The sequence below is a fragment of the Mycolicibacterium agri genome (assembly GCF_002553505.1).
GTDB lineage: Bacteria > Actinomycetota > Actinomycetes > Mycobacteriales > Mycobacteriaceae > Mycobacterium > Mycobacterium agri.
In genome coordinates this window covers 1-13381 of record NZ_PDCP01000121.1, presented here as the reverse complement: position 1 = coordinate 13381, position 13381 = coordinate 1, and the positions used below count along the sequence as shown (strand labels likewise).

Genomic DNA, 13381 nt, shown 5'->3' with positions numbered 1-13381 from the left:
CCCTGCACCCGTCAATCATCCCGAAAACCCCAGCAGAACCACGCCCGCCACGCGGGATTAATTCAGCAGGCTCCTAGGGCGGGACGTTCGCAAACAGCGTGTTGAGGCCCTCGGCCATGGTCGGATGCGCAAGCACGGCGTCGCGGACCGCGGTGTAGGGCACGCCGGCCGTCATCGCCATCTGCACGGCGGCGAGGACCTCACCCGCCTGCGCACCGAACATGGTGAAGCCGAGGATGCGGTCGTCGTCCTTGGCGATCAGGGCTTTCATGAAACCCCTTGTCTCGCCGGTTGTTTGAGTTCGCAGCACCGCCGCCGCCTCGAGCCGTGCGACCCGCACGTCCACCCCGCGCTCAGCGGCGTCCTTCTCGGTCCAGCCGACGCGCGCCAGCTCTGGATCGGTGAACATGCAGAACGGCATCAACCTGTCGCTGGTGGCGCGGTCGCCGCCGGCGAAGTTGTCGCGCAGGATGCGGAAGTCGTCGAAGGACGCATGCGTGAATTGCGGGTGATTCGAACAGCATTCGCCGATCCCCCACACGTCCGGCGCCGTGGTCTCCAGTCGGTCGTTGACCAACACGTAGCCGTTCTCGTCGAGTTCGACGCCCGCGATGTCCAGGCCGATGCGGGCGGTGTTCGGTATCCGCCCCGTCGCGACGAGAAGGTCGGTGCCGTCGACCAGTCTTTCGCCGTCGGGCGTGCGGATGACGACACTGACCTCGTCGCCTGATCGGCCGACGACGCCTGCGGTTTCGACGCCTTCGACGACATTGATCCCTTCGTCGACGAGCATGCGGCGCACTTCGGCGGCGACGTCGTCGTCCTCCCCGCTCAACACGTGTGGCCCGTGCTGAATGATGGTGACGCGGCTGCCGAAACGTCGATAGGCCTGCGCCAGTTCGAGGCCGACGTGACCCCCGCCCAGCACGATCAAATGCGGTGGCACATAGTCGCGTTCGAGCGCTTCGATGCTGGTCATCGGTCGCGCGGCGCGCAGCCCGGGCACAGCGGGGATCGCCGCGCGGGTGCCGAGGTTCAGAAACACCCGGTCGGCGGTCAGCATGCGGCGGCCGCCGTCGTTGAGCCGCACGGAAATGGTCCTCGGCGCAACGAACCTGCCGCGGCCCATGATGAGTTCGGCGCCGCTGTTCTCGTACTGCTTCAGCGTGGCCTCCACCATCGCGGTGACCATGGCGCGCTTGCGCTCGCGGACCTTGACCATGTCGACCGGCACGGAATCTTCGTCGGCACAGAGTATTCCGGCGTGACGCACCATGTCGGCGACCTTGGCGCTCCAGATCTCGTTCTTGCTCGGCAAGCAGTTGATGTTCGGGCAGGAGCCACCGATCCATCGACGCTCGACGACCGCGGTGCGCAGACCGGACTCGGCCATGTGCCACGCCAGGTACATGCCGCCGTTTCCGCTTCCGATGACAACCGCGTCGAAGTGTTCGGTTTCCATCTCGGCACCCCTTCACCTGAATCGCGCGGCTCGTTCGGTCTTCTCAGCATCGGCGCCGTCGCCGCCCCAGTCGATACCGCTGCCGTCCATCTGCGCGCCGCTAGCAGGAATCCGCAATTCCGGTTAACCCCCATTCCGCGGACTTTGCATACCTCGGGTTTGCAGCTACCCGGAATGCCGCGGGCCCCGTCACGGAGGAGGCTGTGAGCATGGAGTTTCGAGGTGGCAGATGCGCTGCCTGATCGTCGACGACAACGTCGGCTTCGTCGCCGCGGCACGCAAGGTGCTCGAGGCCGGCGGAATCACGGTTGTCGGCTCCACCGCGTCGACCGCCGAGGCCATGGCGCTGATCGCGACGCTTCACCCCGACGTGACGCTCGTCGACATCGACCTCGGCGCCGAGAACGGGATCGACCTCGTCGCGCGGCTAAGCCAGACGTCGACGCCGGCCATCCTCGTCTCCGCGTACTCCGCGGAGGACTTCTGCGACGAGATCAACGGTTGCGGCGCTGTGGGTTTCGTGGCCAAGTCCGACTTGACGGCGGCCGCGATCCGCGATGTTCTCGGCGTGTCAGCGTGCGTCGAGGAATGCGATCACCGCTAGCACGCGCCGGTGATCGTCGCCCGTCTCGGCGAGATCGAGCTTGGTGAGGATGCTGCGCACGTGCTTTTCGACGGTTCCCTCGGTGACCCAGAGGCGGCGGGCAATGCCCGCGTTGGAGCGCCCCTCCGCCATCAGCGCCAGCACTTCTCGCTCACGGTCGCTGAGCACCGCGAGCGGATCGTTGCGCCGACGTGCCGACACCAACTCCTGCACCAGCGCCGGGTCGACGATCGACGCGCCCCGCGCGATGCTCTCCACCGTCTCGATGAACTCGGCGACGTCGGTCACCCGGCTCTTCAGCAGATACCCGATGCGATGCCCGCTGGCCAGCAGTTCCATCGCATCTTCGATGTCGACGTGCGCGGACAACACCAGGATCGCGGTGTCGGGCAGCTCGTCGCGGATCACCCGCGCGGCATCGAGGCCCTCGGTGGTGTTGGTCGGCGGCATCCGGATGTCGGCGACCACCAGATCGGGCTTGGCTGCGCGCACCACGTCGAGCAATTGCTCACCGTCGCCTGCCTGGCCGACGATGTCGAAACCCGCGCCCTGAAGCAAGCTGGCGAGGCCTTCACGGAGCAGCACGTCATCGTCGGCGATCACCGCCCGCGTCGGGGCTCCCATCAGACCTCCTCGGGGTCAGTGCCGGGTTGCTGTCATCATGCTGCGCGAATTATCCCCTTTTCACAACGGAAATGGGATAAGTCACGCTGGCCCGGATCACCGGCCGCCGAGGTCAGGCGCGCGCCCAGAAGCCGGATCGTCACCGCGGACCGTCAGTAGAGGACAACGCCCTTCTCTTGCAACGAGATTCGCAGGGCACGCAGCGCATAATGCAGCCGCGACTTGATCGTTCCCTCGGGAACGTGTTCGCTCGCGGCGATTTCGGCCACGGTCTGGCCGAGGTAATAAGAGCACACCACCGCGGCACGATGGTCCCGCGACAGCGATTTGAGCGCCTCGGCCAGGATCCACTTGTCGATCGAGGGACCGAACTGGTCGAGCGAAGGCCGCTCGGGCAGCGAATCCGTCTGCAGTTCGCGCGCATAGCGCGCGCTTCGGCGGTCATCGATCACCTGGTTCCTGGCCACGGTGTAGAGCCACGCTCGCACCCCGTCGCCACACTGCTGCAGCAACTCCGGCTTGCGCCACAGCCGCAGCAACGACTCCTGCACCACATCCTCCGCGAAGGCCATATCCCCTCGCGTCAACCGCAGCACGTAACGCAACAACGCTTGGCGGTGTGCGTCGTATATCGCCCGCAGCTGCTCAGCCCGTTCGGCGTCAGCCATAGGGTCATGCTCCGCGCAGCTCCTTTGGATCTGCTGTGAGCTTCCTTCGGGCTGAGATACGGATTGAGCAACGCATCCCGCGACGCGAGGGGAATCAGTCGAGCACCGTACGTACGACGGCGTCGGCCAGCAACCGCCCGCGGGCGGTGAGGACCAGCCGGTCGGCCTTGAGGTCCAACAGCCCGTCGTCGACAGCGATGCGGGCGCGTTCGCGTTCGCCGTCGGTGAGCACATCGGTGGACAGACCCCGCCGAAGCCGCAGCCGCAGCATGACGTCCTCGATGTGCGCGGTGCTCGCATCGAGCTCTTCGAAATCCGCCACGGGCAACCGGCTTTCCGCCAACGATTGCGCATATGCGTTGGGGTGCTTCACATTCCACCACCGCACCGAGCCAACATAGCCGTGCGCCCCCGGGCCTGCGCCCCACCACTCGCCGCCGCCCCAGTAGCCCATGTTGTGTCGGCATTCGCCGCCGGGTTTGCTCCAGTTGGACACCTCATACCAATCGAAACCTGCCGAGCGGAGCCGCTCGTCGACCAATTCGAAGCGGCGCGCCAACACGTCGTCGTCGGTCGGGGCAATCTCGCCGCGGCGCACCCGACGGCCCATCGCGGTGCCCTCCTCGATCGTCAGCGCGTAGGCCGAGATGTGATCAACGCCTCCTTCCAGCGCGGAGTCGACCGACCGTCGAAGGTCGTCGTCGGACTCGCCGGGGGTGCCGTAGATGAGGTCGATGTTGACGTGATCGAAGCCGGCCGCGCGGGCCTCGCGCGCCGCAGCGGGAGCCCGGCCCGGCGAATGCACCCGGTCCAGCGTCGCCAGGACGTGCGGCGCCACCGACTGCATGCCCAGCGAAACCCGCGTGTAGCCGGCGGCCCGCAAACCGTCGAACAACTCCGGCGACGTCGACTCGGGGTTGGCCTCGGTGGTCACCTCGGCGCCCGGCGCCAGCTCGAAGTGCTCGCGCACGGCGTCGAGCACCCGCGTCAGGCCCGCGACGCCCAGCAGCGACGGGGTTCCGCCGCCGACGAACACCGTCCGCACCTCCCGTTTGGACGACAGCGCCTGCGCTGCCTTGGCCAATTCGGCCCGCAGCGCGAGCAGATAGCCGTCGGGGTTGGCGCCGCCCAGTTCAGCGGGCGTGTAGGTGTTGAAGTCGCAGTATCCGCAGCGGGTGGCGCAGAACGGCACATGGACGTAGATGCCGAACGGCCGCTCCTGCCGCGGCGTCAGGGCGGGCAGGTCCGCGGGTTGCGTTCGGACCGTCACACCACCAGTTTTCCAGAGCATATTCGGCTCACTGTGAGCACAAATCTCCCCCGGTTAGGGCATGTGCGGGTATCCGTGGCACAATTGGCCGCATGACCGCCGTCAGCATCTTGTCCCAGCGGGTCTCGCTGGTGGCGCGGCGGCACGTCGATTTCAAGCGCGTTTGTACCTGTTGTTGTCTTTCTTGACGCGCTGATCTCGGTCCCAGCCCACCCCTAATCTGTCAGCTGGCCGTCGGATCTGCGCCGCCGGACAGCGACCGGTAAATGGCGTGCCCGATTGGCCGGCTCTGTGAGGAGCCACCACCCAATGACCACCGCAAACCCCGTCAAGCCGACCAAGCCCGTCAAGCGCAAGAGGGCGGAGGGCCAGTGGGCGCTCGGCTATCGCGAGCCGCTCAACGCCAACGAGCAGGTCAAAAAGGACGACAACCCGCTCAACGTCCGCGACCGCATCGAGAACATCTATGCCCAGCGCGGCTTCGACAGCATCGACAAGCAGGATCTGCGCGGCCGGATGCGCTGGTGGGGTCTCTACACCCAGCGCGAGCAGGGCTACGACGGGACCTGGACCGGCGACGAGAACTTGGACCTGCTCGAAGCCAAGTACTTCATGATGCGGGTGCGCTGCGACGGCGGTGCGCTGTCGACGGCCGCGCTGCGCACCGTGGGCCAGATCTCCACCGAGTTCGCCCGCGACACCGCCGACATCTCCGACCGCGAGAACGTCCAGTACCACTGGATCCAAATCGAGAACGTGCCGGAGATCTGGCGGCGCCTCGACGAGGTCGGTCTCAAGACGACGGAGGCGTGCGGCGACTGCCCCCGCGTGGTGCTGGGTTCCCCGCTGGCCGGTGAGGCGCTCGACGAGGTGCTCGACCCATCCTGGGCAGTCGAGGAGATCGTGCGCCGCTACATCGGCAATCCCGAGTTCTCGAACCTGCCGCGCAAGTACAAGACCGCGATCTCGGGCCTGCAGGACGTCTGCCATGAGGTCAACGACGTCGCGTTCATCGGCGTGAACCATCCCGAGCACGGCCCCGGCCTGGACGTGTGGGTCGGCGGCGGGTTGTCGACCAATCCGATGCTGGCGCAGCGACTCGGCGCGTGGGTGCCGCTCGAGGAGGTGCCCGATGTGTGGGAGGGCATCACGTCGGTGTTCCGCGACTACGGCTACCGCAGGCTGCGGTCGAAGGCCCGGCTGAAGTTCCTCATCAAGGACTGGGGTGTGGAGAAGTTCCGTCAGGTGCTCGAGGACGAGTACCTGGGGCGCAAGCTCATCGACGGGCCCGCGCCCGACCCCGTCGCCCAGACCATCGACCACGTCGGGGTGCAGAAGCTCAAGAACGGCCTCAACGCCGTCGGCGTCGCGCCGATCGCGGGCCGCGTGTCGGGCACCATCCTGACCAAGGTGGCCGACCTGGCCGAGGGCGTCGGATCGAACCGCATCCGCTTCACGCCGTATCAGAAGCTGATCATCCTCGACGTGCCCGACGACAAGGTCGATTCTCTGATCGCCGATCTCGACCGGCTGGGCCTGCCTTCGACTCCGTCACATTGGCGGCGCAGTGTGATGGCTTGCACCGGAATCGAATTCTGCAAGCTGTCGTTCGCCGAGACCCGCAACCGCTCGCAGGCGCTGGTGCCCGAGTTGGAGAAGCGGCTCGACGACATCAACGCGCTGCTGGATGTGCCGATCAGCATCAATATCAACGGCTGCCCGAACTCGTGCGCACGAATTCAGGTGGCAGACATCGGTTTCAAGGGCCAGATCGTCGACGACGGCAACGGCCCGGTGGAGGCCTTCCAGGTCCATCTCGGCGGCAGCCTCGGTTTGGACAGCGGTTTCGGCCGCAAGCTGCGCCAGCACAAGGTGCTTTCCAGTGAGCTCGGCGACTACATCGAGCGAGTCGTGCGCAACTACGTGAAACAACGCGAGCACGGCGAGCGTTTCGCTACGTGGGCACTGCGAGCAGACGAGGCGGATTTGCGATGACGATTTCCTTCACCGAGGACGACTTGCAGCAGCTCGCCGAGCGTGGCGCGGCAGAACTGCAGGGCGCCAGCGCAATCGAGCTGCTGGGTTGGACCGACGAAAACTTCAGCGGTAACTACGTGGTGGCGTCCAACATGCAGGACGCGGTGTTGATCGATCTGGCCACCAAGGTGCACCCCGGGGTCGACGTGCTGTTCTTAGACACCGGCTACCACTTCGTGGAGACGATCGGCACCCGTGACGCGGTGGAGGCGGTCTATGACGTCAACATCGTCAACGTCGCCCCTGAGAACAGCGTCGCGCGGCAGGACGAATTGTTCGGCAAGGACCTGTTCGCGCGTGAGCCCAACGAGTGCTGCCGGATGCGCAAGGTGGAACCGCTGAGCAAGGCGCTGCGCGGATATTCGGCCTGGGTCACCGGGATTCGCCGGGTGGAGGCGCCGACGCGGGCCAACGCGCCGTTCATCAGCTGGGACAAGGCGTTCAACCTGGTGAAGATCAACCCGATCGCGGCCTGGACCGACGAGGAAGTGCAGGCCTACATCGAGGCCAACGACGTGCTGGTCAATCCGCTTGTCTACGAGGGCTATCCGTCGATCGGATGCGCGCCGTGCACGTCGAAGCCGATCGAGGGCGCCGATCCGCGCAGCGGCCGTTGGGCGGGCACCTCGAAGATCGAATGCGGGCTGCACGCGTCGTGACACTCATCCTGACAGCGCACGGCAGCGCGGACCCAAGGTCTGCGGCCTCAGCGCACGAGTTGGCGCACACGATCCGGCGGGTGCGGCGCGGCATCGACGTGCGGGTGGCGTTCTGCGAACAGAACTCCCCCAATCTGCGGGACGTGCTTGCCTGCGCGACGCCGCGTCCGGTCGTGGTGCCGCTGCTGCTCGCCGACGCCTACCACGCCAGGGTGGACATCCCCGCGATGATCCGCGAATCCGGTTCCACGGCGCGACAGGCCGACGTTCTCGGCGAGGACGACCGGCTCATCGCGGTGCTGCGGCAACGGCTTACGCACGCGGGGGTGTCACGGCTGGATCCCGACGTCGGAGTTGTCGTCACCGCGGTGGGTTCATCGCGCGCGGACGCCAATGCGCGCACCGCATCGGTCGCCGACTGTCTGGTGCAGCACACCAACTGGACCGCCACCGTCGCGTTCGCGACCGGCCCGCATCCGACCGTCGCCGAGGCCGCCGAGGAGTTGCGCGGGCGCGGTGCCAAGCGTTTGGTGATCGCGCCGTGGTTCCTGGCGCACGGCAAGATCACAGATCGAGTCGCCGATTTCGCTCGCGCGCAGGGCATCCCGATGGCCGAGCCGCTGGGCCCGCACCGGCTGGTCGCCGAGACAGTGCTGGACCGCTTCGACGACGCGATCGCCGCCCACGCCGCGGCATAGTCCGCGCGTCTATGCGCCCAACGTGAAGCCTCTGCGATTTTCGCGGCGATTTTTCGCAGAGGTTTCACGCTCGGCAATAAATTCTCGTTGAGCCTAGATATCCCGATGGCGTTTGCCGCCCGGTAGGAATACCGGGTGATCACCGCGCGGTAAAGCGGCCGCCGCGGTTACAGCCCCATCGAAGGATAGTTCCCGCATGTCTGAAATAACCGCCGCCCCTGACGATTTGAGGGACGAACCGGCAGGTCCGGTTCGTCAGCTGCGGGGCAATCTCGGGGTCGCCCCGATTGTATTCATGGTGGTGGCGGCCGCCGCCCCGTTGGGCGTGATCGGCGGCGTCGTGCCGCTCGGACTCGCCTCTGGCAACGGCGCAGGCTTCCCGGCGACCTTCGTGGTGTCGACGGTCATCCTGTTGCTGTTCGCGGTCGGCTTCACCGCGTTGACGCCGTACGTGGGAGAAGCCGGCGCGTTCTTCTCGTATGTCCGTACCGCTCTTGGGTTTCCGGCAGGCATCGGCATCGCGTTCGTCGCGCTGGTCAGCTATGTGGCGATCGAAGCCGGTGTCTACGGCCTGCTCGGTCCGGCGGGCGCGGTGATAGTCGAGCTGTTCGGCGGCCCCGCCCTGCCCTGGTGGCTGTTCGCGGCAGCGGCATTCGTCGTCACCACATTCCTGGGTTATCGCAACATTCAGCTGTCCAGCCGGGTGCTGGCGGTGCTGCTTACCGCCGAGATCGCGATCGTGGTGGTGCTGGATCTGGTCATCGTCGCCCAGGGCGGCGACCACGGACTGTCGAGCGGCATCGTCAGCCCGAACGCCGTCCTCTCCGGCTCGCTGGGGATCGGGCTGTTGTTCGCCCTGATCAGCTATGTCGGCTTCGAGGCGACGGCGATCTTCCGCGACGAGGCCCGCACACCTGAGCGCACCATCCCGCGGGCGACCTACGTCGCGCTCATCTTGATCGGTGTCTTCTATGCGGCGACGAGTTGGGCGCTGGTGTCCGGATGGGGTGACGACGAAGCCGTGGCGAGGGCAACGGATTCCGGCTCCACGTTCCTCGCCGACACCGCGCAGCGCTATATCGGCGTCGTGGGCACCGACATCATCACGGTGCTGTACTTCACCAGCCTGTTCGCCTGCATCCTCTCATTCCACAATGTGGCGTCGCGCTACGTGTTCGCGCTGTCGCAGCGTGATGTGTTGCCCGAGCCGTTGAGCCACCCGCACGCTACGCACGGCTCGCCGCATCTGGCGTCGCTGTGGATCTCCGGCGTCGTTGCGCTCAGCATCGTGTTGGCGGCGGTGTTCAATCTCGAACCGGCAGCCCAGTTCTATACGTGGTTCGCAGGCACCACCACCGTCGGTTTCGTAGTTCTGCTGATCGCCACCTCGCTGGCGGTGCTGGTCTACTTCGCCCGCGACCGTCATGGCTATTCGCTGTGGCGGGTGCGGATCGCGCCTGCGCTCGGGCTAGTCGGCCTGGCGATCGGGTTGATCCTCATCGTCGCCAATCTCGGGGATTTGGTCGGCGGCTCGACGGTTCTGGGCTGGGCCATCGTCGGATTGCTCGTCGCCTCGTTCGCAGTGGGCGCCGTCGTTGGCACACGGACGCAAGACAAGGTGGTCGAGAAGTCATGACAGAGACCGTGAATTCGACTGAACTGGGCGCGTCGGCTTCGGCTCGCGAGCAGGAACTGAGGAACGCGCTTGCCGCCGGCGCGCTGACCGAGATCGAGGTCGCATGGAGTGACCCATTCGGCCACGCTCAGGGCAAGCGAATCCCGGCCAACCAGTTCCTCAGCCGTGCCCTGGGCACCGGGTTCGCGTTCTGCGAGGCGTCGCTGGGCTGGAACACCGAGGGAACGGTGATCGACTCGCTGCGGCTGACGAACTGGAGCGGCGGCTACCCCGACGTGTACGCCGTTCCGGACCTCTCGACGTACCGGCCGCTGCCGTGGCGTCCGCAGGTCGGTCATGTCATCTCCGACATCGTCGCCCACGACCGCAGCCCGTCGCTGCTGGATCCGCGCGCGGTGCTCAAGCGGGTGCTGGCCCGGCTCGCCGCGCTGGGTTTCACCGCGAAGGTCGGCGTCGAGTTCGAGCTTTATCTGCTCAACCCGGACGGCACGGCGTTTCATGACGACATCCACGCCTACTCGTTGGAGAACGCCAACGCGCTCGACCCGATCCTCGGTGACCTTTACGAGACGTTGAGCGCGTTCACGGCGTTGGAGGGCATCCAAACCGAGTACGGCCCAGGACAAATCGAGACGAACCTGGTCTACACCGACGCGCTTGAAGCCGCCGACGATGCGGCGCGGCTCAAGTACGCCGCGAAGGAGGTGGCGCGCAAGCACGGCAAGATCGCCAGCTTCATGCCCAAACCGTTCACCGAGCACTCGGGAAGCTCGCAGCACGTGCATATTTCGCTGTGGCGCGGTGACGAACCGGCGTTCGCGCCGCAGGACGAGGCCGAAAACGAACTCGCCCTGCACGCCATCGCCGGCCTGCTCGAACACCTGCCGTCGATCACGCTGTTCGGTGCGCACTCGGTGAACGCCTATCGGCGGTTCACCCCGGACTCGTTCGCGCCTGCGACAGTGACATGGAGCCGCGACAACCGCAGCGCCGCGGTGCGATCACTGATCGAGCCGGACCCGTCGGCCAGTCGAATCGAATTGCGCAGCGGCGCATCCGACGCCAACCCGTACTGGCTGATCGCGTCGGCGCTGGCGGCCGTCGTCGCCGGCCTGGAGGCCAAGCGCAACGCACCGCCCGCTCTCGGCGGCAACCTCTACACCGAAGGCGTCCCGCTGCCGGAATCGCTCGGAGTGGCGATCGAACTGGCGACTCGCGACGACACGATCCTCGAAATTCTCGGTGCTGACTCGGTTCTCGACTTCGCGGCGCTGGCCCGCAGCGAGTGGCTGGAGTATTCGAACGAGGTCAGCGACTGGGAACGCCGACGTTATCTGCTGCGGTCATGACGGCTCCACGGTTCGGGGTGTGGGCGCCGGTCTACGGCAACCACGGCGCCCGGCATCACCCCAACGACGCCCCCGATGCCAGCTATCGGCGGACCCGAGACCTGCTGTTGCGGGCCGAGCGTGCCGGTTTCGACTCAACCCTGTTGGCCCAGCACGTCATTCACCCAAGCAATACCGAGGACGACGTGCTCGAGACGTGGTCGACGATAGCCGCGTTGGCCGAGGCCACATCGCGGATCGAGTTGATCGGCGCGGTCAAGCCGCTGCTGTTCAACCCGCTGGTGTTCGCGAAAATCTCGGCCAACGTCGCCGATATCGCCGACGGGCGGCTATCGGTCAACCTGGTCACCGGATGGTTTCTGCCCGAACTCGAAGGGCTGGGGCTCGATCCGCTCGACCACGACGACCGCTACGCCTATTCGCGCAAATGGCTCGGCACCGTCACCGAACTGTGGGCGGGCAAGCACGTCACGATCGGCGACCACGACGGCCAACCTGCGTTGATCCGGCCCGCGCCGGCCAATCCACCGGTGCTGTATGTCGGCGGCGAATCCGAGCCCGGTCGCGCGCTGGCCGCCGAAAACGCCGACGTGTTCTTCATCAACGGCCGCCCGTTCGCCGACACAGTCGAAGTCATCGAGGATCTGCGGGCCAGGCCCCGACGCGGCGCGCCGCTGCGCTTCGGCCTGTCGGCGTTCGTGATTGCCCGCGACACCGAGGCGGAGGCCCGTGCCGAGCTAAAGTACCTGCAGTCGCTCGTCGATGCTGAGAGCCGGCCCGAGATCTCCGGCGGAACCGATCCGAAGACGCAGATGTACAAGGTGCTTGCGGGCACCAAGCGGATCGGGTCCAACGGCGGGACGCTCGCGGGTTTGGTCGGCAGCTACGAGCAGGTGATCGAACGCATCAGCGCGTTCCACGAGGCCGGCATCGAGCTGTTCATGCTGCAATTCCAGCCGATCGAGGCCGAGCTGGACCGGTTCGCCGATAAGATCATCCCCCACTTCCGTTAGAAACAGGGAGCGACATGACCAGGACACGTCAGCCCGTTGCGCCACGAAAGCCGTTCAACAGCAATCCGCTTGGCGGGTCTGTCGACGAGCGACTGGCCCGGCTGTCCGAGGTCGTGGCGGCGCTGCGGCGCGACGACCCCGCCGCCGAACGGGAGCGGATTCTGCAGTACGAGGCGGTGGGAACGATCCGGCAGGCGGGCGTGCTGGGGCTTCGCGTGCCGACGCGGTACGGCGGCCCCGGCGGCACGGCCCGCGACGTGCTGTCGGCCGTCATTCAGATCGGTCGCGGCAGTTCCAATGTGGCGCAGGCGCTGCGGTCACACTTCGGGTTCTCCGAACGGCTGCTCAGCAACCGGGCCACCCCCGCCGAGCGGGACGAGTGGTTCCCGCGGGTGCGCGACGGCATCATCGTCGGCAACGCCATCACAGACGCGGCAGGCCGTACCCCGTCGAGCGCCGACACCAAAGTGTTGCCCGATACCGCGGGCGTGCTGCGGCTCAACGGCTACAAGTTCTATTCCACTGGAACCCTATTCGCCGACGTCATCGCGGTGTCGGCGCTCGATGCCGACGGTCGCGACGTGCAGGCAATCATCCCCGTCGATCGGCCAGGTGTCGAATTGTTCGACGACTGGGACGGATTCGGCCAGCGCACGACGGCCAGCGGCGGCACTCGGTTCACCAACGTCGAAGTGCGCCCGAACGAGGTCATCACGGTGTCGGACGGCACTACCCTCGGCCACGCGACGGCGTTTCTCCAGTTGTATCTGGCGGCGGTGACGGTCGGCATCGCCTACGGCGTACTCGACGATGCCGTCGAGTACGTGCGCACAAAGGCGCGTCCGGCGTCGCACTCGGTGGCCGACACCGCCGACGCCGATCCCTTTGTGCTGCAGGCGGTTGGCGAGATATCGGCCGCGGCGGCGTCCGGCGAGGCGATCGTGCTGACCGCGGCCGACGCCATCGATCGACTGGTCGATGAGGAACTGCAGCACGACCAGCAGGCCGTGGCCGAGGTCGCCGTCACGGTGGCCAGGGCGCAATTGGTGGCCGAGCGGTTGGCCATCACGGCGGCCGAGCGGCTGTTCGACACCGGCGGCGCATCCGCGACCGCCCGTGCCCTTAATTTCGATCGGCACTGGCGCAATGCGCGCACCATCGCCGGGCACAACCCGCTGGCCTACAAGGCCTATGCGGCGGGCAATTACGCCGTCAACGGCACCCACCCGCCTGCCAACGGCTACTTTTGACCCGCGAGCAGACGCTCGTGCCCGCAAAAGCCCAGGCGATTTCTGGGGGTGATTGCAACAGCCACCTTGTTGGAGGTTGTTGTGTATCTGAAGGCTTATCCCTGGATTATG

12 protein-coding genes are annotated in these 13381 nt (G+C 66.5%); 8 read left to right on the top strand and 4 right to left on the bottom strand.

Going from position 1 to position 13381, the window contains the following annotated elements:
* Positions 1-73: 73 nt before the first annotated feature.
* Entirely contained in the window at positions 74-1462 is a 1389-nt protein-coding gene (locus CQY20_RS31350) for an FAD-dependent oxidoreductase (protein ID WP_097944869.1), read from the bottom strand.
* 229 nt (positions 1463-1691) lie between these two features.
* Here CQY20_RS31350 and CQY20_RS31345 point away from each other — a divergent pair, with 229 nt between their 5' ends.
* Positions 1692-2066 (top strand): response regulator, encoded by a 375-nt coding sequence (locus CQY20_RS31345; RefSeq protein ID WP_097944867.1) that lies wholly within the window; start codon positions 1692-1694, stop codon positions 2064-2066.
* Here CQY20_RS31345 and CQY20_RS31340 read toward each other — a convergent pair.
* The 3 genes from CQY20_RS31340 to hemW all read right to left on the bottom strand — a co-directional run bounded on the left by CQY20_RS31340 (position 2034) and on the right by hemW (position 4628).
* A complete protein-coding gene (locus CQY20_RS31340; RefSeq protein ID WP_097944865.1) occupies positions 2034-2690 on the bottom strand; it encodes a response regulator in 657 nt (218 codons plus the stop codon). The two genes, CQY20_RS31345 and CQY20_RS31340, sit on opposite strands and share 33 nt — an antisense overlap.
* A 152-nt stretch (positions 2691-2842) precedes the next feature.
* On the bottom strand, positions 2843-3358 hold the full coding sequence (locus CQY20_RS31335) for a sigma-70 family RNA polymerase sigma factor (RefSeq protein ID WP_097944863.1): 516 nt from the start codon (positions 3356-3358) through the stop codon (positions 2843-2845).
* A 94-nt stretch (positions 3359-3452) separates the two neighbouring features.
* Positions 3453-4628 carry a radical SAM family heme chaperone HemW gene (gene hemW, locus CQY20_RS31330; RefSeq protein ID WP_097944861.1) on the bottom strand — a complete coding sequence of 392 codons (1176 nt, stop codon included), beginning with the start codon at positions 4626-4628 and terminating at the stop codon, positions 3453-3455.
* Positions 4629-4937: 309 nt separating this feature from the next.
* Between hemW and CQY20_RS31325 the strand changes: the two genes are divergently transcribed.
* From CQY20_RS31325 to CQY20_RS31295, 7 genes are all read left to right on the top strand, one after another.
* Positions 4938-6623 (top strand): nitrite/sulfite reductase, encoded by a 1686-nt coding sequence (locus tag CQY20_RS31325; protein WP_097944859.1) that lies wholly within the window; start codon positions 4938-4940, stop codon positions 6621-6623.
* Positions 6620-7324 carry a phosphoadenylyl-sulfate reductase gene (locus CQY20_RS31320; RefSeq protein ID WP_097944857.1) on the top strand — a complete coding sequence of 235 codons (705 nt, stop codon included), beginning with the start codon at positions 6620-6622 and terminating at the stop codon, positions 7322-7324. The genes CQY20_RS31325 and CQY20_RS31320 overlap by 4 nt, the downstream gene beginning before the upstream one ends.
* Positions 7321-8022 (top strand): sirohydrochlorin chelatase, encoded by a 702-nt coding sequence (locus CQY20_RS31315; RefSeq protein WP_097944855.1) that lies wholly within the window; start codon positions 7321-7323, stop codon positions 8020-8022. The genes CQY20_RS31320 and CQY20_RS31315 overlap by 4 nt, the downstream gene beginning before the upstream one ends.
* A 196-nt stretch (positions 8023-8218) precedes the next feature.
* Positions 8219-9658: an APC family permease gene (locus tag CQY20_RS31310; protein WP_097944853.1), complete on the top strand. Its 1440-nt coding sequence runs from the start codon at positions 8219-8221 to the stop codon at positions 9656-9658.
* Complete coding sequence (locus CQY20_RS31305) at positions 9655-11007, top strand: glutamine synthetase family protein (protein WP_097944851.1); 1353 nt, start codon at positions 9655-9657, stop codon at positions 11005-11007. Before CQY20_RS31310 ends, CQY20_RS31305 begins: the two co-directional genes overlap by 4 nt.
* A complete protein-coding gene (locus CQY20_RS31300) occupies positions 11004-12020 on the top strand; it encodes an LLM class flavin-dependent oxidoreductase (protein WP_097944849.1) in 1017 nt (338 codons plus the stop codon). The genes CQY20_RS31305 and CQY20_RS31300 overlap by 4 nt, the downstream gene beginning before the upstream one ends.
* A 14-nt stretch (positions 12021-12034) precedes the next feature.
* Complete coding sequence (locus CQY20_RS31295; RefSeq protein ID WP_097944847.1) at positions 12035-13270, top strand: acyl-CoA dehydrogenase family protein; 1236 nt, start codon at positions 12035-12037, stop codon at positions 13268-13270.
* Positions 13271-13381 lie beyond the last annotated feature (111 nt).